Below are 22857 nucleotides of genomic sequence, written 5' to 3' on the forward strand. Positions count from 1 at the left end.
CTTTTTTTATGCCTGCGACCGGCCTCAGTAGAGCCGATCCCTGAGGCCGTTCAGCAGCCGTGACAGCCCCCTGGTGAAGCGGACCGGGGCATCCAGCACCGTGTAGCAGAGGCAGCCGTCCGGGGTGTGCGGGCTGTGGGAGTGGCTGGCATCGCGCCAGATGAAGTCCCCCGCCTGATAGCGGACCTCGCCATCCTGGATGTTGCCCGCCAGCAGCAGGGTCAGCTCGTAGCCCTGATGGGTGTGCTCCGGGATGCGCCCACCCGCCTCTATGTGCAGCAGGCTGGCCCGCGCCCCCTGCTCCACCAACGGCAGGCGGTGCTGACGGATGGCGCCGACATGGCGCCAGTCGGCCTCATGGTAGCGGGCAAGGGCCCTGGGCAGGGGATACTCCCGGCCGGCCACCCGCAGCTCGGGGACGGGGTCGGCGGTGTTCACCACGGGCAGCAGGGGTTGCTGCAGTATCTCCGCCAGCATGGCATCCAGCACCGGCACCATGGCCTCTTCGGGAGCCGGGGTCTCGAGATGGCGGGCCGCCAGCTCCTCCTCACAGGCGTGCAGCCAGGCGCCACAATCGGCACAGAGTTCGCAGTGGGCCGAGACGCCGACCGTCAGCGGCAGTGGCAATTCGCCGGCGGCAAAGGCGCGCAGCATGACGTGGGTGGGATGGGCTTTAATCATGCTCTTGCTCCACATGCTCTTTCAGCTTCTGCAATGCCAGCCGCAGCCTGGACTTGATGGTACCGAGCGGGACCCCGAGCAGATCCGCCAGCTCCTGCTGGGAGAGCTCCTGCAGGTAGATGCCGCGCACCACCTGCTGCTGGGCCTGGGGCAGGGCGTCGAGATGGTGCGCCATCTGGCTCGTCAGCACGGCCCCTTCCCCCTCGCTCAGCCGATCCTCTTCCGCCCTGAACTCCAGCACGGGCCACAGCTCCTCGGCGCAGAGATCCTCCTTGCTGGCCCGGCGCCGGCGCAGCATGTCGAAACACTGGTTGCGCATCACCGTGTAGATCCAGGTGGTGGGGGCGCCCCGCTCGGGGTGATAGAGCCGCGCCTTCTGCCAGACCAGCAGCATGGTCTCCTGCACCAGCTCCAGCGCATTGGCTTCGCTGCCGAGATGGCGCAGGCCATAGCCGCGGATGCGGGGGGCAAAGTGGTGAAACAGGGTGGCGAAGGCAGCCTTGTCGGCCTGCTCCGCCACGCGCAGCAGGTTCGCCTTCAGGTCACCATCTGGGTTATCCATGCGGGTCGAGGTCCTGTGACGGATAAATGATGGGTGGCTAGTATATGTCATCGCGCCCTACCTTGATGGCTATCGCCCTTGCCAGTACGACGGCCAGTGAAAAAAGATCATCCCGCCCCATGCCGTCAATGGCTCGCCACCAGCAGCCCGCTCAGCAGCGAGAGCGCCGGCTGGTTGTTCTCGGCCGCCACCAGCCACTGCTTCTGCTCCACCGGGATGGGCAGCACCTCGAGCCAGCGCTGCGCCACCCAGCTGGCGTCGTCCCAGTCGGGGGTGGGGTAGAGCGCCGCGTATTCGGGGTAATCGTTGAACACATCCTGCAACGCCTTGACCAGGGAGTGCTGATCCGCATTGAGCCGGCTGGTCTGCCAGGGGGGCAGCGGCTCCACCTCGCCCACCCGCAGACCATCGGACTCCTGCCACAGATCGACTATCCTGACCCGCGCCACCCCGAGCACGGTGATGCCGAGCAGGCCGTCCGGCAGCAGATCGAAATCGATGATCCGCACCCGGGTGGCGATGGGGTACATGTTGCGCAGCGCCTCCGGCTGACGGGGATCCAGCATGCAGATGGCAAACTCCCGCGTCTGCGCCTCGGCGACCATGCGCTGATACCTGGGCTCGAAGATGCGCAGCGGCATGATGCCACCGGGCAGCAGGTGAGCGGAGAGCGGAAACAGCGCCAGTTTCATCAGGATCATCCTCCAACGACTTCCTCTGATGATACGACCGTGGCACGGGACGGGATCATTCAGATCGAGATGGAATAAAAAACCCGTTTACAATCAGGGGAAAATAGCCTGGACAAGCCGCTTCGATATGCAGTAGAAATGGATAACCACCACTTATTCCAATCAATATTCTGTATTGTGGTGGAAAACGCAGTGAAATATCCGCCGTGCCAATACGGGCGGGCCATTCCTATAGTTTTCTCGGCCCGATGCGGGTAAAATTCACGCCCTTATCTAGTCAGTCATTTTTCGACGCGCAACCTCGGTGGTCAGTTATGAAAGAGCATATTCATCATCTACTTGAACAAACGGTAGCCAATCTCAAGTCCGCGGGCGTGTTGCCGGCCGACCTGGAAGCCCGGGTGCAAGTAGACCGATGCAAGGAGAAGGCTCACGGTGACCTGGCCACCAACCTGGCCATGCTGCTGGCCAAACCGGCCCGCAAGAATCCCCGCGAGCTGGCCACTGCCATCATAGAGCACCTGCCCGCCTCCGACCTGATCGCCAAGGTCGAGATCGCCGGCCCCGGCTTCATCAACTTCTTCTTCGACCAGCGCTGGCTGGCCGGCCAGGTCGAGGCCATGGTGACCTCCGCCAACGCCAACGTGAAGCTGCCTGCCCCGCAGACAGTGGTGGTGGACTACTCCGCCCCCAACGTGGCCAAGGAGATGGCGGTGCACCACATCCGCTCCACCGTGCTCGGTGACGTGGCGGCCCGCGCCCTGGAGTTCCTCGGCCACAAGGTGGTGCGCGCCAACCACATCGGCGACTGGGGCACCCAGTTCGGCATGCTGATCGCCTATCTGGAGAAAATGGCCAACGAGCACGCCAGCGACATGGCGCTCAAGGATCTGGAAGCCTTCTACACCCAGGCCAAGCGTTGCTACGACGAAGACGAAGCCTTCGCCGAGCGCGCCCGCAACTACGTGGTCAAGCTGCAGGGTGGCGATGAGTACTGCCGCACCATGTGGAAGAAGCTGGTCGACATGACCATGGAACAGAACCAGATCAACTACGACCGCCTGAATGTCTCCCTGACCAACAAGGACATCATGGGCGAGTCCATGTACAACGACATGCTGCCCGCCATCGTCACCGACCTGAAAGCCAAGGGGCTGGCGGTCGAGAGCGAAGGCGCCACCGTGGTGTTCCTCGACGAATTCAAGAACAAGGATGGCGAGCCCATGGGCGTCATCATCCAGAAGAGCGATGGCGGCTTCCTCTACACCACCACCGACATCGCCTGTGCCAAGTACCGTTACGAGACCCTGGGCGCCGACCGGGTGATGTACTTCATCGACTCCCGTCAGCACCAGCACCTGATGCAGGCCTGGACCATCACCCGCAAGGCGGGCTATGTGCCGGAGTCCGTGCCCCTCGAGCACCACGCCTTCGGCATGATGCTGGGCAAGGATGGCCGTCCCTACAAGACCCGCTCCGGCGGCACCGTCAAGCTGGTCGATCTGCTGAACGAGGCCGAGGAGCGCGCCGCCGCCCTGCTGGAGAACCGCAACAGCGACCTCAGCGCCGAGGAGAAGGCCCAGGTGGTGCACGCCATCGCCATGGGCGCGGTCAAGTATGCGGATCTGTCCAAGAACCGCACCACCGACTACATCTTCGACTGGGACATGATGCTCTCCTTTGAGGGCAACACGGCCCCTTACCTGCAGTACGCCTACACCCGCATCCAGTCCATCTTCCGCAAGGCCGGCGTCGATGCCGAGACCCTGGGCGGCAAGGTGGTGCTGAACGAAGAGGCGGAAGAGGTGCTGGCCCAGAAGCTGATCCAGTTCTCCGATGCCATCAACGGCGTGGCGGACAAGGGGATGCCGCACCTGCTCTGCACCTACCTGTACGAGCTGTCCGGCAACTTCATGACCTTCTACGAAGCCTGCCCGATCAACAAGGACGGCGTCGACGAGGTCAGCCGCCAGAGCCGTCTGTTGCTGTGCGCCGCCACCGCCAAGGTCCTGAAACTGGGTCTGGGCGTACTGGGCATCCATACCCTGGAGCGCATGTAATAGATGGCAACCCGGGATTACGTCGGCAACAGCCCGAGAAGACGGGCCGGTGGTCGTAACACCAAGAAAGCGGCACCTCGCCGCTTTCCTGTTATCCCGGCACTGCTGGCCGGGGCCCTGCTCGTCGGCTTCGGCGCCTTCCTCTACCTGATCAATGGCAAGGGCGCCGATGCCCCGACCATAGAGGAGCAGGTCAAGGCCAACAAGCCGAAGGCACAGGGCAATGGCCTGCCACAGGAGAAGTGGAGCTACATCGAGCGGCTGGAGAACAAGCAGGTGGACATCATGGAGCCGCCGCCCCAGCCGGGGGTGCCGCCACCGGCGCCCACCCTCACCCTGCAGCCCGAGAAACTGCCGCAGCCGGTGCCGACCGACATCCCCCAGCCGGGGACGCCCATCGGCCAGGTGCAGCCGTACCAGCCGCAACCGGTTCAGCCCGCCAAGCCGGCCCCCGTGACCAGCGCTCAGGAGCAAGTGATCGACCGCAAGGCCGAGCTCGCGCGCATGGAGAAGGAGCTGCGGGCCGAGCAGGAGAAGGCCAAGGCGGCCGCGGCGCAGCAGACTGCGGCGGCAGACAGTGGTCGCTACATGATGCAGTGCGCCGCCCTGCGCTCACAGGATTCCGCCGAATCGCTCAAGGCGCGCATCGCCTTCGGCGCCGGCCTCTCCTCCAGCCTGCAGGTGGTCAATGGCGCCAACGGCACCGTCTACAAGGTGATGGTCGGCCCCTTCAGCGGCAAGCCTGCCGTCGATGCCGCCAACCGCAAGCTGCAAGGCGCCGGCATCAGCGGCTGTATCCCCAAGAAGGGCTGATACTCGTCCGCTCCAGACAGCAGGCAGGGCTCAACACCCTGCCTTCTTCTTATCCGCCGTCTGGCCTGCAGGCCATATGACGCCCTCTTTTATCCGCGCCATCGGCAGGGTTGAAAAACTCCGGCCTGACCCCCATCTTTCTTGCCATGCACAGTCAGGCCGTTTTTCGGCTCAAGCGAGGTAAGTAAAGTGACTACCATAGTTTCTGTCCGCCGCAACGGCCAAGTCGTGATCGGGGGGGATGGCCAGGTATCCCTCGGCAACACCGTCATGAAGGGTAACGCCCGCAAGGTTCATCGTCTCTATAACGGCAAGGTGCTGGCGGGCTTCGCCGGCGGTACCGCCGATGCCTTCACCCTGCTCGAGCGCTTCGAGGCCAAGCTGCAGGCCCACCAGGGCAATCTGGAGCGCGCCGCCGTGGCGCTGGCCAAAGACTGGCGCACCGATCGCGCCCTGCGCCGCCTCGAGGCCCTGCTGGCGGTCGCCGATGAGCACAAGTCCTTCATCATCACCGGCAACGGTGACGTGGTGCAGCCGGAGCATGATCTCATCGCCATCGGCTCGGGCGGCAACTTCGCCCAGTCGGCGGCCACCGCCTTGCTGGAGAACACCGAGCTGGATGCCAAGAGCATCGTCGAGAAGTCCCTCAAGATCGCCGGTGACATCTGCGTCTTCACCAACCAGCATCACACGGTTGAAGTGCTGGAGTACGCCCCCAAAGAGACCGAGCCGAAGTAAGGCCCCTCTTTGCCAATTTGCAAGGGGTGGGCCCTGCCCGCCCCGGATACAGGAATGCCATCATGTCCGAGATGACCCCGAGAGAAATCGTTCACGAGCTGGACCGCCACATCATCGGCCAGGCCGATGCCAAGCGGGCGGTGGCCGTCGCCCTGCGTAACCGCTGGCGCCGGATGCAGCTCAGCGAGGAGATGCGCCACGAGGTGACGCCGAAGAACATCCTGATGATAGGCCCGACCGGCGTCGGCAAGACCGAGATCGCCCGCCGCCTCGCCAAGCTGGCCAACGCCCCCTTCATCAAGGTGGAAGCGACCAAGTTCACCGAGGTGGGCTACGTGGGCAAGGAAGTGGACAGCATCATCCGCGATCTGACCGATGTCGCCATCAAGCTGGTGCGCGAGACCGAGATGGAGAAGATGAAATACCGCGCCGAGGAAGCCGCCGAGGAGCGCATCCTCGACGCCCTGCTGCCCAATCCGCGCAACAGCTGGGGCGAGGAGGAGAAGGCCGACAACTCCAACACCCGCCAGGTGTTCCGCAAGAAGCTGCGGGAAGGCCAGCTGGATGACAAGGAGATCGAACTCGAGCTCTCCGCCAGCCCCATGGGGGTCGACATCATGACCCCGCCGGGCATGGAAGAGATGGCGAACCAGCTGCAGGGCCTGTTCCAGAACCTGGGTCAGCAGCAGAAGAAGAAGCGCAAGATCAAGGTCAAGGAGGCCATGAAGGTGCTGATCGAGGAGGAGGCCGCCCGTCTGGTCAACCCGGAAGAGTTGAAGCAGAAGGCGATCCACGCGGTCGAGAACAACGGCATCGTCTTCCTCGACGAGATCGACAAGATCTGCAAGCGCGGTGAGTCTTCCGGTCCCGATGTCTCACGCGAGGGGGTACAGCGGGATCTGTTGCCGCTGGTCGAGGGCTGCACCGTCAACACCAAGCACGGCATGGTGAAGACAGACCACATACTGTTCGTCGCCTCCGGCGCCTTCCAGGTGGCACGCCCGTCGGATCTCATCCCCGAGCTGCAGGGCCGTCTGCCGATCCGGGTCGAGCTGACCGCGCTGACCACCGAAGACTTCGAGCGCATCCTGACCGAGCCGAACGCCTCCCTCACCGACCAGTACCAGGCGCTGATGGCGACCGAAGGGGTCAAGATCGAGTTCACCAAGGACGGTATCCGCCGCCTGGCCGAGGCCGCCTGGCAGGTCAACGAGCGCACCGAGAACATCGGCGCCCGCCGCCTGCACACCGTGATGGAGCGACTGATGGAAGACATCTCCTACGATGCCTCCGAGCAGTCCGGCGCGACCTTCGTGATCGATGCCGACTACGTCAACGCCCACCTCGGCAAGCTGATCGAGGACGAGGATCTGAGCCGCTTTATCCTGTAAGGCCAGCTCTATGACGCTCTAGAAACGCCTCCCGATGGAGGCGTTTTTTATGCCTCATGGTTTCCCCCTCAGCTCACCGCCAGTGCCCCCTCGCGGCGGCGTCCGACCAGCCAGAGTGCCCCGCCGATCAACAAGCCAGCCAGGGCAAAGCTGGCCTGCATGGCGAACGCCAGATCCGCCGCCATGGCCGTGGCCAGGCTGTGCGTGCCCACCAGGCTGGCAAACAGGCCACCGAGCCCGGCGGCCCCCGTCAGCTGACCCAGATTGCGCGACAGGGTCAGCAAGCCGGCCACGGCCCCCCTCGTCTGCTCGCTCGCCGCCCCCACCAGGGCACTGTTGTTGGCAGTCTGGAACAGGGCATAGCCGGCGGTCAGCAGCAAGATGGGCAGCAGATAACCGAGCGGGCCCAGCCCGCTGCTCAGGGTCGCCAGCCCGAGAGTCGCGCTCGCCATGGCCATCAGCCCGAGCCGCACCACCCGCCGCGCACCTACCCTGTCCACCAGCCAGCCGGCGGGCATCCCCGTCAGGGCCGCCAGCAGCGGCCCGCCCGAGATCATGAGCCCGACCGTCCCCAGATCGAGGCCGAACACCCCCCGCAGGTAGAAGGGGCCGATCAGCAGGCTCGCCACCATCACGCTGGCCACCAGGGCACTGGCGAGCAGGCCGCCGCGCAGGTGGGGCTCGGCCAGCAGCGCCAGCGGCAACAGGGGGGAGCAAGCGAGGCGCTCGCGGCGCACGAACAGCGCGGCGACGAGCAGTGCCCCCGCCCCCCAGCAGAGCGCCAGAGTGCCCCCCGAGGTCAGCGCCAGCCCGTAGCAGAGCAGCGCCATCACCAGCATCAGCAGGCTCGCGAGGGGGATGCTTTCCTTTTTCGGCGGTGCACCCTCCGCAGGCAGGCCGAGCAGGCCAGCCCCCAGCGCCAGCAGGCTGACGGGCACCAGCAGCAGGAAGGGCGCCTGCCAGCCGAACGTACCTATCAGCAGGCCACCGAACGAGGGGCCGAGGGCAGTGCCGCAGGCCGACAGGGTACCGAGCAGACCCATGCCCCAGCCACGGCGCGCCGGCCCCACCAGCTGCCCCACCATGGCCAGCGCGAGCACCAGCATGCAGGCCGCCCCGCCCCCCTGCAGGGCCCGCGCCGCGATGAGCCAGCCGATGGCGGGCGCCAGGGCGCACAGCAGGGAGGCCAGCGCAAACAGTCCAAGGCCCCAGAACAACAGGCGACGCCGGCCGAGCCGGTCACCGAGCCGCCCGGCCACCACCGTCAGGCAGGTGAGCCCCAGCAGGTAGGCCACCAGCACCCACTGCACGCCGGCAAAAGGTACGGCAAACGCCTGCTCCAGCGCCGGCAGCACCATGTTGGCCATGCTCCCCGCCAGCATGGGCAACAGGGTGGCGAGCCCGAGCGCCAGCAGGCCGAGCCGGTGAACGAGAGGGGGCGAAAGAACGATATTGTGTGGCATGGGCATGAGCTCCGGCGGACTAGGATGCCGACAAGGCTAGCCAGCAAGCTGAACCGGCGGAAGACGCACGACTTGCAACTTATAGCTGCACGGCACGCCATATGAAGGCGCCCATTCTCGCGTATGATGAGGCGAGAGGCGTCGCCATGAGGCGGTCACCCTGAAGGCTCGGCGAGGCAAAGATCATGAGCACACCCGATTTCAATCTGCTGCTAACCCTGGAGGCGCTGCTTGATGAGGGCAGCGTGGCCGGCGCCGCCAGACGGCTGCGGCTCAGCCCCTCCGCCATGAGCCGGGCGCTGGCCCGGCTGCGCGCGACCACGGGGGATCCCCTGCTGGTGCGGGCCGGCCGGGGGCTGGTGCCCACCCCGCGCGCCCTGGTCCTGCGCGAGCAGGTCAGCCAGCTGGTACAGGAGGCCGAGGCCGTGCTGCGCCCCCAGCAGGAGGTGGATCCGGCCAGCCTGGTGCGCACCTTCCGGCTGAGGGCCAGCGACGGTTTCGTGGAGAGCGTCGGGGCGGCCCTGCTGACCCGGCTCGCCACCGAGGCGCCCGGGGTACGGCTGCATTTCATGGCCAAGCCCGACAAGGAGAGCCACGCCCTGCGCGGCGGGGAGCTGGATTTCGAGACCGGGGTGATCGGCGCCAACACGGCGCCCGAGCTGCACACCCAGGCGCTGTTCCAGGATCGCTTCGTCGCCGTAGTGCGCCCCGGTCATCCCCTGTGCGAAGGCCCCCTGACCGCCGCCCGCTATGCCGCCGCCCGCCACATCATGGTGTCACGCCGCGGGCAGGAGCACGGCCCCGTCGATGAGGCGCTCGCCGTCTTCAAGCTGGAGCGCACCATCACCACCCTGGTGCCGGGGTTTGCCACTGCGCTGGCGCTGGTGCGGGGCAGCGATCTGGTGGCCACGGTGCCCGCCCTGCACTGCGCCGCCCTGCACGCCGATCTGGTGACCCTGCCCCTGCCCTTCCCCTTGCCCAAAATCACCCTGGCCCTGCTCTGGCATCCCCGGCTCGATGCCGATCCGGCCCACCGCTGGCTGCGCCATCTCATCCGCGAGACCTGCGCCCGCGCGCCCTATCAAACGCCACAGCCAATGCGCTGATCCCGGGGCAGCCCCCTACTCGGGACCCTGCGATAAACATCGCCTCACCGAAGTGTTTTTTCATCATGGTTGGCGAGCCAGGCCGCCCCCTGCCACCCAGCCGAATGATGAAAGTGAACGAGCTGCGGCCCACGAACGAGCCGCCGGTCTATCGCCACCCCCCCGCCTGAGTGCCGACCCACCGACGGTGGCCGCCACCCCTCATTGCCATTCGGCACGCCAGCAGCCTAATTGCACCACTGGTATACCTATTTATGCATAGCTTTCTATTTCACCAACTTACCTCTGAGGGGATATATAAATAGACACTTGATTTACATCAATTGCCCTCCCCCCGTGACTGGGTAGCCTAACGCCAGAATGACGTTTTATTACTCCAAATCAGAGGCAATCATGAGCAAAGTCAGACTGGCCGTCATAGGGAACGGCATGGTGGGGCACCGCTTCATCGAAGAGTTGATCGAGCGGGCCGATCCGGGCCGGTTCGAGATCACCGTCTTCGGTGCAGAACCCCGTCCCGCCTACGATCGTGTCCATCTCTCCTCCTACTTCTCCCACCACACCAGCGAAGATCTCTCCCTCGTCAAACCCGGTTTCTACGAGAAGCACGGCATCCGTCTGCTGCTCGGCGAGGCGGTGAAAAAAATCGACAGGGCGGCCCGCGAGGTGCACTCCAACAAGGGCACAGTGGTCGGCTATGACAAGCTGGTGCTGGCCACCGGCTCCTACCCCTGGGTGCCGCCCATTCAGGGCAGCCAGCACCACGAGTGCTTCGTCTATCGCACCATCGAGGATCTGAAAGCCATCCGTAGCGCCGCCAAGAGCGGCAAGAGCGGCGTGGTGGTGGGTGGTGGTCTGCTCGGGCTGGAGGCGGCCGGTGCCCTCAAGGCGCTGGGCCTCGAGACCCACGTGGTGGAGTTCGCCCCTGTGCTGATGGCGGAGCAGCTCGACGGTCAGGGTGGCCAGCTGCTGCGCCGCAAGATCGAGTCCATGGGCGTGCAGGTGCACACCAGCAAGAGCACCAGCGAGATCCTGATGCACGGCGGCAAGGAGGCCAAACACCGCCTCGCCTTCGCCGACGGCAGCACGCTTGACGTGGATGTGGTGGTCTTCTCCACCGGCATACGTCCGCAGGACACCCTGGGCCGCTACTGTGAACTGGCCATCGCCGAGCGCGGCGGCGTCACGGTCGACGATCACTGCCTCACCTCCGACCCCGACATCTATGCCATCGGCGAGTGCGCCGCCTGGCAAGGCCGCTTCTTCGGCCTGGTGGCACCGGGTTACAAGATGGCCCAGATCACGGTGGATCACCTGCTCGGCGGCGACAGCCGCTTCGAGGGGGCGGACATGAGCGCCAAGCTCAAGCTGCTCGGCGTCTCCGTCGGCTCCATCGGCGATGCCCACGGCCGCACGCCCGGCAGCCACAGCTATGTGTTCCAGGACGATCAGGCCGGGGTCTACAAGCGGATAGTGGTGAGCGAAGACAACAGCCGCCTGCTCGGCGCCGTGCTGGTCGGCGACGTGGATGACTACGGCAACCTGCTGCAGCTGATGCTCAACGCCATGCCGCTGCCATCCCACCCGGACACCCTGATCCTGCCCGCCTATGCCGGTGCCAAGCCGACCCTGGGGGTCGATGCCCTACCATCCACCGCCCAGATCTGCTCCTGCTTCGACGTCTCCAAGGGCGACATCGCCCAGGCGGTGGCCGAGGGTCACACCACGCTGGCCGCCATCAAGCAACACACCAAGGCCGGTACCGGCTGCGGCGGCTGCGTGCCGCTCATCAGCCAGGTGCTCAACGCCGAGCTGGTGAAGCAGGGTATAGAGGTCAACAACCACCTCTGCGCCCACTTCCCCCACTCCCGTCAGGAGCTGTTCCACCTGGTCAAGGTGGAAGGGATCAAGAGCTTCGACGAGCTGCTGGCCAGGCACGGCCAGGGCTATGGCTGCGAGGTGTGCAAACCCACGGTCGGCTCCATCCTCGCCTCCTGCTGGAACGGCCATGTGCTGAGCCCGCAGAACACCCAGCTGCAGGACACCAACGACATCTTCCTCGGCAACATGCAGAAGGACGGCAGTTACTCCGTCATCCCGCGCATGGCCGGTGGCGAGGTGACCCCGGCAGGGCTGCTGGCGGTGGCCGAGGTGGCCCGCGACTACCGGCTCTACACCAAGATCACCGGCGCCCAGCGCATCGGCCTGTTCGGTGCCCAGAAGGACGATCTGCCCGCCATCTGGCGGAAATTGCTGGCCGCCGGCTTCGAGACCGGCCAGGCCTACGCCAAGGCGCTGCGCATGGCCAAGACCTGCGTCGGCAGCACCTGGTGCCGCTTCGGCGTGCAGGACAGCGTCGGCCTCGGGGTCTTCCTCGAGAACCGCTACAAGGGCATCCGCACCCCGCACAAGATGAAGTTCGGGGTCTCCGGCTGTACCCGCGAATGCGCGGAAGCCCAGGGCAAGGACGTCGGCATCATAGCCACGGACGCGGGCTGGAACCTCTACGTGGGCGGCAACGGCGGCATGAAGCCGCGCCACGCCGATCTGCTGGCCTCGGACCTGGACCGCGAGACGTTAGTCCGGTTGATAGACCGCTTTATGATGTTCTACGTCATCAGCGCCGACAAGCTGCAGCGCACCTCGGTCTGGCTCGGCAACCTGGAAGGGGGCGTCGACTACCTGCGCGAGGTGATAGTCGACGACAAGCTGGGACTGAATGAGACCCTGGAACGTGACATCCAGGTGCTGATCGACGGCTACGAGTGCGAGTGGTCTCGCACCCTGAATGAAGAGGAGGCGCTCAAGCGTTTCAGCCACTTCATCAACAGCGGCAAACGCGACCCTGACGTGCAGTTCGTCAGCGAGCGTGACCAGCACAGGCCCGCCACCCCGGCGGAGCGCATCCCCGTCTACCAGATCGAGGTGGAGACCAAGTAATGAAATCTGTCTTTCAACTCAATGACGTGATTATTGGCAACAGCGTCTGCGCCCTGCTGGATAGCCAGCCCATCCAATGCGAAGCGGAGATGAAGCGATGAAATTAGCCTGTCAACTCAACGACATTTTCCCTGGCACCGGGGTCTGCGCCCTGATCGAAGGTCGCCAGATCGCGCTGTTCCGCCCGAGCGAGGCGGCCGAGGTGTTCGCCATCGACAACCGGGATCCCTTCTTCGCCGCCAACGTGCTGTCGCGCGGCATCATCTGCGAACACGAGGGCGAGCTCTGGGTCGCCAGCCCGCTCAAGAAGCAGCACTTTCGCCTGAGCGACGGCCACTGTCTCGAAAATGCCACCATGTCGATTGCGGCCTATGCCGTTGAAGTGCGCGACCAGCAAGTCTGGGTCACCGTCTAATTCCATGAATATCGGGGCTGCCCGCAGGCAGCCCCCTTAAAGAGAACACCTATGTATACCGAGACCATCAACAAGTGCGCCGCCAACGCGGCCCGCATCAACCGCTTCGAGCGGGACGACAAACTCGGCTTCTGGCTGAGCTCCGCCATGGCGGGGGCCTATGTGGGCCTCGGCATCATCCTCATCTTCACTCTGGGCAACCTGGTGGATCCGGCCATCCGTCCGCTGGTGATGGGGGCCACCTTCGGCATCGCCCTGACCCTGGTGATCATCGCCGGCTCCGAGCTGTTCACCGGCCACACCATGTTCCTCACCCTGGGGGTGAAGGCGGGCCAGATCTCCATGGGCGATCTGCTGCGCATCCTGCCCCAGACCTGGGCCGGCAACCTGCTCGGCTCCATAGCAGTGGCGCTGATCTACTCCTACGGCGGCAGCCTGCTGCCGGACGCGGGCAGCCTGGCCCACAAGGTGGCGCTGGCCAAGACCCAGGCGCCGGCCCTGACCCTGTTCATGAAGGGGGCGCTGTGCAACTGGCTGGTCTGCCTCGCCATCTGGATGGCGCTGCGCACCGAGGGCGCGGCCAAGTTCATCGCCATCTGGTGGTGCCTGCTGGCCTTCATCGCCTCCGGTTATGAGCACTCGATCGCCAACATGACGCTGTTCGCCCTCTCCTGGTTCGGTGCCCACTCCGAGGCCTACACCCTGGGCGGCATAGGCCACAACCTGCTGTGGGTCACGCTCGGCAACACCGTCTCCGGCGCGCTCTTCATGGGCCTCGGTTACTGGTATGCCACCCCCAAGGCGGAGCGTCCCGTCCCCGTGACCGACGCCGCCACCGCCACCGCCAGCCAGACCCAAACCGCCTGATCCGGAGGCCCCATGGACTACTTGCCCATCTTTTGCCGACTCGACAACAAACCCGTGCTGCTGGTTGGCGGCGGTGAGGTGGCGGAGCGCAAGGCGCGCCTGCTGCTGGACGCCGGCGCCCGACTGACGGTGGTCTCCCCCGCGCTCGACCCCGAGCTGGCGGGGCTGGCCGCCGGCGGGACCATCGACTGGCTGGCCACCGAGTTCGAGCCGGCGCAGCTGGCGGGCAAGTGGTTGGTGGTGGCCGCCACCGACAGGCGCGAGGTCAACGCCCTGGTCTATCAGAGTGCGAACCAGGCGGGAATCTTTGCCAACGTGGTGGACGATCCCAAGCGCTCCAGCTTCATCATGCCGTCGATCATCGACAGATCGCCGCTGATGGTGGCCATCTCCTCCGGTGGCAAGGCCCCGGTGCTGGCCCGCTTGCTGCGCGAGAAGCTGGAGGCCCTGCTGCCCCAGCACCTAGGCGCTGTGGCCGCCTTTGCCGGCGGCCTGCGGGCGCGGGTCAAGGCCCGTTTCGCCAGCATGGGAGAGAGGCGCCAGTTCTGGGAGCGGCTGCTTGGCGCCGACCGGCTCGGTCAGGCGCTGGCGCGCGGCGACAAGGCCGCCGCCAACCAACTGGCCGACGCGCTCTTTGCCGAGGATGCCGGTGCCAAGGGCGAGGTGATCTTGGTGGGCGCCGGCCCCGGCGATCCCGGCCTGCTCACCCTGCACGCCCTGCGCCAGATGCAGCAGGCGGACGTGGTGGTCTATGACCGGCTGGTGTCGGACGAGGTGATGGCACTGGTGCGACGGGATGCCAGACGCATCTTCGTCGGCAAGCAGGCGGGCAACCACTGCGTGCCCCAGGAGGGCATCAACCAACTCTTGCTGGACGAGGCGAAGAAGGGACAGCGGGTGGTGCGGCTCAAGGGGGGCGACCCCTTCATCTTCGGCCGGGGTGGCGAGGAGCTGGAGACGCTCGTTGGTAGTGAAATCGGCTTCCAGGTGGTGCCGGGGATCACGGCGGCGAGCGGCTGCGCCGCCTACGCGGGCATCCCCCTCACCCACCGGGATCACGCCCAGAGCGTGCGCTTCGTCACCGCCCACGGCAAGGGCGGCGCCCGGGATCTCGACTGGCCCCTGCTGGCCCGGGATCGGCAGACCCTGGTCTTCTATATGGGACTGTCATCCTGCACCGTGATCCGCGAACAGTTGCTGGCCCACGGCAAGGGGGGCGACACCCCGGTGGCACTGATCGAGCGCGGCACCCAGCCGAGCCAGCGGGTCATTCGTGGCACCCTGGACCAGCTGCCCAAACTGGCGGTCGGGGTCGAGAGCCCGGCCCTCATCATGGTCGGCTCGGTGGTGACCCTGGCCGACAAGCTTGCCTGGTTCGGTCAGGCCAGCGACCCCCTGCAGACGATGGCATCCGCCTGATCCGGCGCCCAACTCCCCTGTATTGCAAGCGCCACCCTGAGGGTGGCGTTTTTTTTACTGCATTTACAGTCATAACCTATTGTTTTGGGTCTGGTATCCTATGGGGCACGGCCATCCGGCCAACCGAATTCAGGAATCTTGTTGCATGTCTCTCCCCCCCAAGAACAGCGCCAAACAGCGTGAACACGACAGAGCCCGCATCCTCACCCTGCTGCTGGCCGACGATGCCCTCACCGACAGCCTGCTCGATCCCCAAGGGGTGCAGGACGCCGAGCTGCGGGATCAGACCAGCGAGCTGACGCGCCTGGTCAACAGCCTGCCGGCCGCCGACGTCGCCGATGCCCTGGAGTCCCTGCCGCCGGACGAGCGCCAGGTGCTGTGGCAGCAGGTAGACCCGGAGCGCCACGGCCAGATCCTGGTCGAGGCGTCTGAGACGGTGTGGGACAGCCTGATCAGCGGCATGAGCGACAAGGCACTGCTGCACGCCCTGCGCACCCTCGACATAGACGATCAGATCTATCTGGGCCAATACCTGCCCCGCAACCTGATGGGCCGGCTGCTCACCTCCATGGCCCCCGACCAGCGCGACCGGGTGCGGGAGGTGATCCGCTACGGCAAGCACACGGTCGGCGCCATGATGGACTTCGAGCTCATAACGGTGCGGGCGGACATAAGCCTGGCGACTGTGCAGCGCTATCTGCGCCAGCTCGGCAAGATCCCCGCCAACACCGACAAGCTGTTCGTCACCGACAGACGCAACCGGCTGCAGGGGGAACTGCCCCTCACCACAGTGCTGCTGCACAAACCGGAGACCAAGGTGGAAGACGTGATGGAGAAGAACCCCGTCACCTTCGATCCGGAAGACAACGACGAGGCGGCGGCTCGTACCTTCGAGCGGGACGATCTCGTCTCCGCCGCCGTGGTGGATGGCAAGGGCAAGCTGATGGGACGGCTCACCGTCGCCGAGGTGGTGGACCTGGTCTATGAGGAGAGCGACACCGATCTGCGCCGCATGGGGGGGATCAGCGAGGAAGAAGACGTGTTCGCCCCTGTCGCCAAGGCGGTCAAGACCCGCTGGGCCTGGCTCGCCCTCAACCTCTGCACCGCCTTCGTGGCCTCCCGGGTCATAGGCCTGTTCGAGCACAGCATCTCGCAGCTGGTGGCGCTGGCGGCCCTGATGCCCATAGTCGCAGGGATTGGCGGCAACACAGGCAACCAGACCATCACCATGATAGTGCGGGCCCTGGCGCTGCAGCACATCCAGCCGGGCAACGTCTCCTTCCTGCTGTGGCGGGAGCTGGGTGTGGCGCTGATCAACGGCCTGGTGTGGGGCGGCACCATGGGGGTCGCCACCTACTTCCTCTATCAGGATGCGGCTCTGGGCGCTGTCATGACGCTCGCCATGGTGCTGAACCTGCTGGTGGCGGCCCTGATGGGGGTCATCATCCCCATGACCATGAGTCGGCTGGGGCGGGATCCGGCGGTGGGGGCCAGCGTGATGATCACCGCCATCACCGACACCGGCGGCTTCTTCATCTTCCTCGGTCTCGCGACCCTGTTCCTGCTCTAGTACCGGATCGGCGCCAATATGAAGGGGCCTGATGGCCCCTTTGTCTTTCGGCCGGGAGGACGAGCACATGCCCCTGACCCGCAAGGCGGGTGATGAAAGTCCCCCATGCAGCTCGATACTCTGAGTCTCTCGGCGACCCGGCGATGGGCTGCAGGGAATCCATGTGCAGTCTCTTATCCCCATGCTTGTTCAAGGAATATTCATTGAAATGCCAGTCCCACTCCTTATACTGGATCCACCTGTTTCCAGCGGTGGATTTGACTCAATGGAATACAACACTTCAGAACTGTGCGACATCTATCAGGACATGGTGGATGTACTCGAACCCATGCTCTGCTCCTTCGGCGGCCGTGCCTCTTTCGGCGGCGTCATCACCACGGTCAAATGCTTCGAATCGAACGGTCTCATCCGTGAAGTCGTCAAAGAGAACGGCGTCGGCCGCGTGCTGCTGATCGATGGCGGCGGCTCCATGCGCCGGGCCCTGATCGACAGCGAGATCGCCACCACGGCGGCGGAAAACGAGTGGGAAGGCATCGTCTGCTACGGCTGCGTGCGCGAGGTCGACATCCTGGAAGATCTGGATATCGGCATCCAGGCCCTGGCCGCCATCCCGGTCGGCGCCGACCACAAGGACGTGGGTGAGACCGATCTGCCGGTCAACTTCGGCGGCGTCACCTTCCTGCCGGACGATCACCTCTACGCGGACACCACGGGGGTGATCCTCTCCCCCGATGCACTCGACATAGAATGAGCCGACACAGACTGAAGATGGGAGCCAAGGCTCCCATTTTTTATGACTGCAACTTGCTGAAAAACAGACAAAAAAAGAGGGCCAGTAAAAAACTGGCCCCTTAACTGGAAGCAATGTGAGCAATGTCGTGCCTTCACAAGAAGTCCATCACGTTGGAACGAATGAAGTCTTTCCCGGAAAACAAGGTAACAATAATCATTCTCATTTAACTGTGCAAGACTTATTTGCGAGAAGTGCAAAAAAAATGACCACCCATGCGGTGGTCATACTCGTCAGGCCTGACGGCTCGCCGGTTGCAGACCGGCAAGGCCGGCCTCCCCCACCAGCTTGCGGCTGAGGTAGCGCAGCAGCACGCCGTAGAGCGGCACGAACAACCCCAAGCTTATCAGCAGCTTGAAGACATAATCCACGGTGGCTATCTCGACCCAGTGCTCGGCCATGAAGGGATCAGTGCTGCGCCAGAAGGCGATGCTGAAGAAGGCGATGGTATCCACCAGGTTACCAAACAGGGTCGAGGCGGCCGGCGCCACCCACCAGGCCCTGAGCAGCCGCAGGCGGTTGAACACCACCACGTCCATGAACTGGCCCACCAGATAGGCCATAAAGCTGGCCAGGGCGATGCGCGCCACGAACAGGTTGAACTCGGCCAGGTTGCCGAGCCCCTGGTAGCTGCCCTCGAAGAACAGCACCGAGAGCGCATAGGAGATGGCCAGCGCAGGCAGCATCACGGTCTGGATGATCTTGCGGGCCAGCCCGGCGCCGAAGATCCGCACCGTCAGATCGGTGGCCAGGAAGATGAACGGGAAGCTGAAGGCCCCCCAGGTGGTGTGGAAGCCAAAGACGGTGATCGGCAGCTGCACCAGATAATTGCTGCTGGCAATGATCAGAATGTGGAACAAAGAGAGGCGCACCAGCGCCGTATGGTGCTGAGCAGGGGTCAGATTCATGTTGTGACCTTTTTGGTTAATGGGGTTAGGGAACCCATACCGCCACCATTGGCGATAATTGAGGGGCGAGATTATACGCCCCGACACGGATAGTTCAATCCTTATGCTGCTGGTTCAGCCTGCGGCAATCATCGTCGAAGGGCGACGCCACAGACCCCCAGGCCGGTCATTCAATGCTTGTGCGACGGACCCGGCAACCACCATCGGGACTCATGCCCCATATTGCCGACCCAGCCAGAGCACCACCTCCCTGTCGTCCGGGTGTGTCGCCTCCAGCCAGCAGCCGCTGTGCTGCTCATACTCCAGCCGCAACCGGCTGCCTTCGAACTCCAGCAGCCAGCTGTGGCGATCCGCCCCCCACTCCCGCTCGAGCGGTATAAGCTCCCACCCCTCGACCAGCGCCTCGGCCAGGGCAGGGAAGTTGTCCCAGCAGAGCCCGGGATAGGTCAGCAGCAGCACAGCCGACTCGGCATCCACCTGCGTTACCCGCCAGTTCATCCTTCACTCCTCAACTGCTGCAAGAGAGCTCGCCACCGCAATACCACTGGGGAACCGGGGTCGCCAGATCCTCGTATTCAGGCTGCTCATCATAAGGGTGCCGCAGGGCAGCAAACAGCCGCTCGAACGGCGCCATGTTCCCCGTCTCGGCGGCGTCGATGACCTGCTGGGCCAGGGCATTGCGCAGCACGTACTTGGGATTGACGGCGTCCATCCGCGCCTTGCGTGCCTCATCCTGGCTCCCTTCCCGGGCCAGCCGGGCCCGATAGGCGTCGAGCCATTCCTGCCAGGGGGCGGGATCCGGCAGCAGCGCCAGCAGGGAGGCGGGCCACTCTCCCTGAGACGTCAGCTCACCCAGGCGGCGCAGGAAGAGGTGATAGTCCACCCGATGTGCCGCCAGCAGCTGGAACAGCTGGCGGAACAGGGCCGGGTCTTCCTCCTCCCAGCTTTCCAGCCCGAGTCGGGCCCGCATCAGCTCCGAGTAGTGCAGCATCAGCTGATGCTCGTACTGGGCCAGGGCCGCCGCCAGGGCGTCGCCGTCCACCTGATCCGCCAGCGCCTGGGCCAGCTTCTGCAGGTTCCAGTAACCGACCGCCGGCTGCTGATCCAGCGCATAGCGGCCCCCCGGATCCGAGTGGTTGCAGACAAAGTCGGGCACATAGGCGTCGATGAAGCCGTAGGGGCCGTAATCCAGGGTCAATCCGAGCAGGGACATGTTGTCGGTGTTCATCACCCCGTGGCAGAAGCCGGCGGCCTGCCACTTGGCGATGAGCCGCGCGGTGCGGCGCACCACCTCGGCGAACAGCTCGGCCCCGTTGCTGAGCTCCGGGAAGTGGTGGCGCAGCAGATAGTCGATGAGCTGCGGGATCTTCTCCCCCTGGCCGCTCCAGGCGAAGTACTCGAAGTGGCCGAAACGCAGGTGGCTCGGTGCGGTGCGCAACACGGTCGCTCCGCTCTCGGTCTGCTCCCGGTAAATGGGCTCGTCGCTGCCCACCAGCACCAGGGCGCGGGTGGTGGGGATGCCGAGGGCATGCAGCGCCTCCGAGGCGAGATACTCGCGGATGCTGGAGCGCAGCACGGCGCGACCGTCGCCGAAGCGGGAGAAGGGGGTCTTGCCCGCCCCCTTCAGGTGCAGATCCCAGCGCTGGCCGTCCGGCGCCTGTTGCTCACCCAGCAGCAGGGCACGGCCATCACCGAGGCGCGGGCTGTAACCGCCGAACTGATGACCCGCATAGACCTGGGCCACCGGCATCATGCCCGGCAGCGGCCGGCCCTGGCCGCAGCAGGCGAGCCAGTCGGCCGCGCTGACGTCCGCCAACCCCAGCTCGCGCAGCAGATCCTGGTTGAGGTGCAGCAGCCTGGCGTTGTGCAGGGGCTGGGGGGCCACCGGCTCGCAGGCCCAGGGCAGTTCGGTGGCGAAAGTGTTGATCAGCTTCATGGTGGCGTGGTTCATCCCTGCGTATGCTCGTGTCACTCTTTTATACCGCCGTTGGCCTGCGTCAGGCCAACGGGACTGTGTTCTATTTCAAATCGAGGAAAAGAAGATGCAAAAATGGCTGTATGTCCTGCCCCTGCTGGCGCTGGCCTGAGGTCAGCACGCCAGGGCGGCCGATGTGGACGCGGGCAAGGCGAAGGCCGCCCTGTGCGCCGCCTGCCACGGGCCTGAGGGCAAGGCCAGCATGCCTATCTATCCCAATCTGGCGGGCCAGAATGCCCCCTATCTGGTCAAGCAGCTGAAGGCCTTCAAGGAGGGCAAGCGCCAGGATCCCATGATGGCCCCCTTCATGGCCGCGCTCACCGAAGCGGACATGGACAACCTGGCGGCCTACTACGCCAGCCTGAAATGACCCTGTGACGCCCGGCTGACGAGCACCTAGACCCTGGTGCGCCGTCATCCGGGCCCGAGTCTGCGGCGGTCGATTGCGCTTCGCTAATCGGCCCTAGCGCCGGCAATACTCGATGATGAGGTCCATGAAGGCCTCACCGAAGCGCTCCAGCTTGCGGTGCCCTACCCCGTTGACGGCCAGCATCTTGTCTTCCGTCATCGGCATCGTCGCTGACCCATCTCCATCAGGGTTGCTTTCTAGCGCCGGCAATACTCGATGATGAGATCCATGAAGGCCTCACCGAAGCGTTCCAGCTTGCGGTGCCCCACCCCGTTGACGGCCAGCATCTCGTCTTCCGTCATCGGCATCAGCTGGGCCATCTCCACCAGGGTCGCGTCGTTGAACACCACGTAGGGCGGCACCTCTTCCTCTTCGGCGATCTGCTTGCGCAGGTTGCGCAGCTCCTTGAACAGCCGCTTGTCGTAGTTCGCGCTGTCGAGCAGGCCATTGCGCTTCTCCTTGCGACTGGAGATGGGCTGCAGCCGTGGCACCGCCAGTTCCAGCGGCACCTCGCCGCGCAGCACCGGGCGGGCCGCCTCGGTCAGCTGCAGCACCAGGTTGCGGGTGATGTTCTGGGTCAGCAAGCCCTTGTGGATCAGCTGGCGAATGACGCTCATCCAGTACTCGTGACTCTGATCCTTGCCGATGCCGTAGGTCGACAGCTTGTCGTGGCCGTGATCCTTGATGCGTTGGTTCAGCGAGCCGCGCAGCACCTCCACCACATAACCCACCCCGAAGTTCTGCCCCACCCGCCAGACGCAGGAGAGCGCCTTCTGGGCGTCTTCGGTGCCATCGTAGCTCTTGGGGGGATCCAGGCAGATGTCGCAGTTGCCGCACGGCTTGTCGTTGTACTCGCCGAAGTAGTTGAGCAGCACCTGACGACGGCAGGTCTGCGCCTCGGCGAAGGCCGCCATCACGTTCAGCTTATACTGTTCCACCTGCAGCTGCTGCGGGTTCTCGATGTTGTCGAGCAGCCGCCGCACCCGGCCGATGTCGGCGGGATCGTACAGCAGCAGCGCCTCGGCCGGGGTGCCGTCACGGCCGGCCCGCCCCGTCTCCTGATAGTAGGATTCGATGTTCTTGGGGATGTCGTAGTGCACCACGAAGCGCACGTTCGGCTTGTCGATACCCATGCCGAACGCCACCGTCGCCACCACTATCTCGACGTCATCCTTGAGGAAGGCATCCTGGGTGCGCAGCCGCTGCTCCAGCGGCAGGCCGGCATGATAGGGCGCCGCCTTGCAGCCGTGACGGGAGAGCCGCTCGGCCACCTCCTCCACCCGGTTGCGGCTGGAGCAGTAGACGATGCCGCAGTTGCCCTTCTGGCTCTGCACGTAGCGCAACAGCTGCTCCGCCGCCTTGAACTTCTCCACCAGGCTGTAACGGATGTTGGGTCTGTCGAAGCTGGCGGTGTGGATAAAGGGGTCATTGAGCTCCAGCCGGTGCAGCATGTCGCTGCGGGTCGCCTCGTCGGCGGTGGCGGTGAGCGCCACCACGGGTACCTGGGGAAACCACTGCTTGAGTCGCCCCAGCGCCGCGTATTCCGGCCGAAAGTCGTGACCCCACTGGGAGACGCAGTGCGCCTCGTCGATGGCGAACAGACCGAGCGGCAGCTCCGCCAGCCGATCCAGAAACTCGTGCTGCAGCAGCCGCTCCGGCGAGACATAGACCAGCTTGATCTCGCCGCGGCGCATGGCGGCGAAGTTCTGGATCATCTCCTCCCGGCTCAGGGCCGAGTTGATGTAGACGGCCGCCACGCCGTTGGCGCGCAGGCTGTCGACCTGATCCTTCATCAGGGAGATGAGCGGGGATACGACCACGCCCAAGCCAGGGCGCAGCAGCGCCGGGATCTGGAAGCAGAGCGACTTGCCGCCGCCGGTGGGCTTGAGCACCAGGGCATCGCGGCCCGCCACTATCTGCTCGATGATCTCCAGCTGGCCCGGCCGAAACTGCTGGTAGCCGAAGACCGCCTGCAGCAGGGCAAGCGGACTCTCTGGTTGAAAGTCGGGCTGGGTGTCGGCAACAGCGGTCATGGGCTCTCCTTTGGGGTCGCCATTC

General features: G+C 64.9%; 21 protein-coding genes. 12 read left to right on the top strand and 9 right to left on the bottom strand.

The window, feature by feature from the left end:
- Positions 1-24: 24 nt before the first annotated feature.
- The 3 genes from AACW18_RS20355 to AACW18_RS20365 all read right to left on the bottom strand — a co-directional run bounded on the left by AACW18_RS20355 (position 25) and on the right by AACW18_RS20365 (position 1935).
- Positions 25-681, bottom strand: a complete 657-nt coding sequence (locus AACW18_RS20355) for a ChrR family anti-sigma-E factor (protein ID WP_218389683.1) — start codon at positions 679-681, stop codon at positions 25-27.
- Complete coding sequence (locus AACW18_RS20360) at positions 674-1243, bottom strand: sigma-70 family RNA polymerase sigma factor (protein WP_218292041.1); 570 nt, start codon at positions 1241-1243, stop codon at positions 674-676. The genes AACW18_RS20355 and AACW18_RS20360 overlap by 8 nt, the downstream gene beginning before the upstream one ends.
- Positions 1244-1368: 125 nt before the next feature.
- Positions 1369-1935 carry an LON peptidase substrate-binding domain-containing protein gene (locus tag AACW18_RS20365; RefSeq protein ID WP_042654474.1) on the bottom strand — a complete coding sequence of 189 codons (567 nt, stop codon included), beginning with the start codon at positions 1933-1935 and terminating at the stop codon, positions 1369-1371.
- 314 nt (positions 1936-2249) lie between these two features.
- Here AACW18_RS20365 and argS point away from each other — a divergent pair, with 314 nt between their 5' ends.
- The 4 genes from argS (at position 2250) to hslU (ending at position 6937) form a co-directional block, all read left to right on the top strand.
- Positions 2250-3995: an arginine--tRNA ligase gene (argS, locus tag AACW18_RS20370; RefSeq protein ID WP_218389684.1), complete on the top strand. Its 1746-nt coding sequence runs from the start codon at positions 2250-2252 to the stop codon at positions 3993-3995.
- Between the two features lie 3 nt (positions 3996-3998).
- Positions 3999-4808: an SPOR domain-containing protein gene (locus tag AACW18_RS20375; RefSeq protein WP_218389685.1), complete on the top strand. Its 810-nt coding sequence runs from the start codon at positions 3999-4001 to the stop codon at positions 4806-4808.
- A gap of 189 nt (positions 4809-4997) precedes the next feature.
- Complete coding sequence (gene hslV / locus AACW18_RS20380) at positions 4998-5546, top strand: ATP-dependent protease subunit HslV (protein ID WP_042654390.1); 549 nt, start codon at positions 4998-5000, stop codon at positions 5544-5546.
- A gap of 62 nt (positions 5547-5608) precedes the next feature.
- Positions 5609-6937, top strand: coding sequence for an HslU--HslV peptidase ATPase subunit (gene hslU, locus AACW18_RS20385; RefSeq protein WP_042654391.1), 1329 nt, complete (start codon positions 5609-5611; stop codon positions 6935-6937).
- Between the two features lie 68 nt (positions 6938-7005).
- Here hslU and AACW18_RS20390 read toward each other — a convergent pair whose 3' ends face one another.
- On the bottom strand, positions 7006-8406 hold the full coding sequence (locus tag AACW18_RS20390) for an MFS transporter (protein ID WP_218389686.1): 1401 nt from the start codon (positions 8404-8406) through the stop codon (positions 7006-7008).
- Positions 8407-8585: 179 nt separating this feature from the next.
- On the opposite strand from AACW18_RS20390, the gene AACW18_RS20395 reads away from it, so the two are divergent.
- The 7 genes from AACW18_RS20395 (at position 8586) to rraA (ending at position 17468) form a co-directional block, all read left to right on the top strand.
- On the top strand, positions 8586-9506 hold the full coding sequence (locus AACW18_RS20395) for a LysR family transcriptional regulator (protein WP_033128988.1): 921 nt from the start codon (positions 8586-8588) through the stop codon (positions 9504-9506).
- Between the two features lie 393 nt (positions 9507-9899).
- The gene (nirB, locus tag AACW18_RS20400) at positions 9900-12446 is read left to right on the top strand and encodes a nitrite reductase large subunit NirB (protein WP_218389687.1); all 2547 of its coding nucleotides are present in this window, start codon (positions 9900-9902) and stop codon (positions 12444-12446) included.
- 97 nt (positions 12447-12543) lie between these two features.
- Entirely contained in the window at positions 12544-12861 is a 318-nt protein-coding gene (gene nirD, locus AACW18_RS20405; RefSeq protein ID WP_218389688.1) for a nitrite reductase small subunit NirD, read from the top strand.
- Positions 12862-12912: 51 nt separating this feature from the next.
- Positions 12913-13728 carry a nitrite transporter NirC gene (gene nirC / locus AACW18_RS20410; protein ID WP_218389689.1) on the top strand — a complete coding sequence of 272 codons (816 nt, stop codon included), beginning with the start codon at positions 12913-12915 and terminating at the stop codon, positions 13726-13728.
- Between the two features lie 12 nt (positions 13729-13740).
- Entirely contained in the window at positions 13741-15147 is a 1407-nt protein-coding gene (gene cysG, locus AACW18_RS20415; protein WP_218389690.1) for a siroheme synthase CysG, read from the top strand.
- Positions 15148-15292: 145 nt separating this feature from the next.
- Positions 15293-16717 carry a magnesium transporter gene (gene mgtE, locus AACW18_RS20420; protein WP_042649187.1) on the top strand — a complete coding sequence of 475 codons (1425 nt, stop codon included), beginning with the start codon at positions 15293-15295 and terminating at the stop codon, positions 16715-16717.
- A 265-nt stretch (positions 16718-16982) separates the two neighbouring features.
- The gene (gene rraA / locus AACW18_RS20425; protein WP_005328442.1) at positions 16983-17468 is read left to right on the top strand and encodes a ribonuclease E activity regulator RraA; all 486 of its coding nucleotides are present in this window, start codon (positions 16983-16985) and stop codon (positions 17466-17468) included.
- 272 nt (positions 17469-17740) lie between these two features.
- Here rraA and AACW18_RS20430 read toward each other — a convergent pair whose 3' ends face one another.
- The 3 genes from AACW18_RS20430 to AACW18_RS20440 all read right to left on the bottom strand — a co-directional run bounded on the left by AACW18_RS20430 (position 17741) and on the right by AACW18_RS20440 (position 20351).
- Positions 17741-18415, bottom strand: a complete 675-nt coding sequence (locus tag AACW18_RS20430; RefSeq protein WP_218389691.1) for a 7-cyano-7-deazaguanine/7-aminomethyl-7-deazaguanine transporter — start codon at positions 18413-18415, stop codon at positions 17741-17743.
- A 210-nt stretch (positions 18416-18625) separates the two neighbouring features.
- A complete protein-coding gene (locus AACW18_RS20435; protein WP_218389692.1) occupies positions 18626-18913 on the bottom strand; it encodes a DUF3630 family protein in 288 nt (95 codons plus the stop codon).
- Positions 18914-18923: 10 nt separating this feature from the next.
- Positions 18924-20351 (bottom strand): protein adenylyltransferase SelO, encoded by a 1428-nt coding sequence (locus tag AACW18_RS20440; RefSeq protein WP_218389734.1) that lies wholly within the window; start codon positions 20349-20351, stop codon positions 18924-18926.
- A 175-nt stretch (positions 20352-20526) separates the two neighbouring features.
- On the opposite strand from AACW18_RS20440, the gene AACW18_RS20445 reads away from it, so the two are divergent.
- Entirely contained in the window at positions 20527-20760 is a 234-nt protein-coding gene (locus AACW18_RS20445; protein WP_339381604.1) for a c-type cytochrome, read from the top strand.
- A gap of 93 nt (positions 20761-20853) precedes the next feature.
- On the opposite strand, the gene AACW18_RS20450 is transcribed toward AACW18_RS20445, so the two are convergent.
- Both AACW18_RS20450 and recQ read right to left on the bottom strand, forming a co-directional pair.
- On the bottom strand, positions 20854-20958 hold the full coding sequence (locus AACW18_RS20450) for an HRDC domain-containing protein (protein ID WP_218389693.1): 105 nt from the start codon (positions 20956-20958) through the stop codon (positions 20854-20856).
- Positions 20959-20996: 38 nt separating this feature from the next.
- Positions 20997-22832, bottom strand: a complete 1836-nt coding sequence (gene recQ, locus AACW18_RS20455) for an ATP-dependent DNA helicase RecQ (protein ID WP_218389694.1) — start codon at positions 22830-22832, stop codon at positions 20997-20999.
- Positions 22833-22857: the final 25 nt, after the last annotated feature.

Origin of the sequence: Aeromonas sp. sia0103, assembly GCF_963895295.1 — a bacterium.
GTDB classification, from domain to species: Bacteria; Pseudomonadota; Gammaproteobacteria; order Enterobacterales; family Aeromonadaceae; genus Aeromonas; species Aeromonas encheleia.

Excerpts from the sequence above, each read along its gene's own strand:
- AACW18_RS20355 (WP_218389683.1), bottom strand. The coding sequence starts at position 681 with ATGATTAAAGCCCATCCCACCCACGTCATGCTGCGCGCCTTTGCCGCC.
- AACW18_RS20360 (WP_218292041.1), bottom strand. The coding sequence starts at position 1,243 with ATGGATAACCCAGATGGTGACCTGAAGGCGAACCTGCTGCGCGTGGCG.
- AACW18_RS20365 (WP_042654474.1), bottom strand. The coding sequence starts at position 1,935 with ATGAAACTGGCGCTGTTTCCGCTCTCCGCTCACCTGCTGCCCGGTGGC.
- argS (WP_218389684.1), top strand. The coding sequence starts at position 2,250 with ATGAAAGAGCATATTCATCATCTACTTGAACAAACGGTAGCCAATCTC.
- AACW18_RS20375 (WP_218389685.1), top strand. The coding sequence starts at position 3,999 with ATGGCAACCCGGGATTACGTCGGCAACAGCCCGAGAAGACGGGCCGGT.
- hslU (WP_042654391.1), top strand. The coding sequence starts at position 5,609 with ATGTCCGAGATGACCCCGAGAGAAATCGTTCACGAGCTGGACCGCCAC.
- AACW18_RS20390 (WP_218389686.1), bottom strand. The coding sequence starts at position 8,406 with ATGCCCATGCCACACAATATCGTTCTTTCGCCCCCTCTCGTTCACCGG.
- AACW18_RS20395 (WP_033128988.1), top strand. The coding sequence starts at position 8,586 with ATGAGCACACCCGATTTCAATCTGCTGCTAACCCTGGAGGCGCTGCTT.
- nirB (WP_218389687.1), top strand. The coding sequence starts at position 9,900 with ATGAGCAAAGTCAGACTGGCCGTCATAGGGAACGGCATGGTGGGGCAC.
- nirD (WP_218389688.1), top strand. The coding sequence starts at position 12,544 with ATGAAATTAGCCTGTCAACTCAACGACATTTTCCCTGGCACCGGGGTC.
- nirC (WP_218389689.1), top strand. The coding sequence starts at position 12,913 with ATGTATACCGAGACCATCAACAAGTGCGCCGCCAACGCGGCCCGCATC.
- cysG (WP_218389690.1), top strand. The coding sequence starts at position 13,741 with ATGGACTACTTGCCCATCTTTTGCCGACTCGACAACAAACCCGTGCTG.
- mgtE (WP_042649187.1), top strand. The coding sequence starts at position 15,293 with ATGTCTCTCCCCCCCAAGAACAGCGCCAAACAGCGTGAACACGACAGA.
- rraA (WP_005328442.1), top strand. The coding sequence starts at position 16,983 with ATGGAATACAACACTTCAGAACTGTGCGACATCTATCAGGACATGGTG.
- AACW18_RS20430 (WP_218389691.1), bottom strand. The coding sequence starts at position 18,415 with ATGAATCTGACCCCTGCTCAGCACCATACGGCGCTGGTGCGCCTCTCT.
- AACW18_RS20435 (WP_218389692.1), bottom strand. The coding sequence starts at position 18,913 with ATGAACTGGCGGGTAACGCAGGTGGATGCCGAGTCGGCTGTGCTGCTG.
- AACW18_RS20440 (WP_218389734.1), bottom strand. The coding sequence starts at position 20,351 with ATGAAGCTGATCAACACTTTCGCCACCGAACTGCCCTGGGCCTGCGAG.
- AACW18_RS20450 (WP_218389693.1), bottom strand. The coding sequence starts at position 20,958 with ATGACGGAAGACAAGATGCTGGCCGTCAACGGGGTAGGGCACCGCAAG.
- recQ (WP_218389694.1), bottom strand. The coding sequence starts at position 22,832 with ATGACCGCTGTTGCCGACACCCAGCCCGACTTTCAACCAGAGAGTCCG.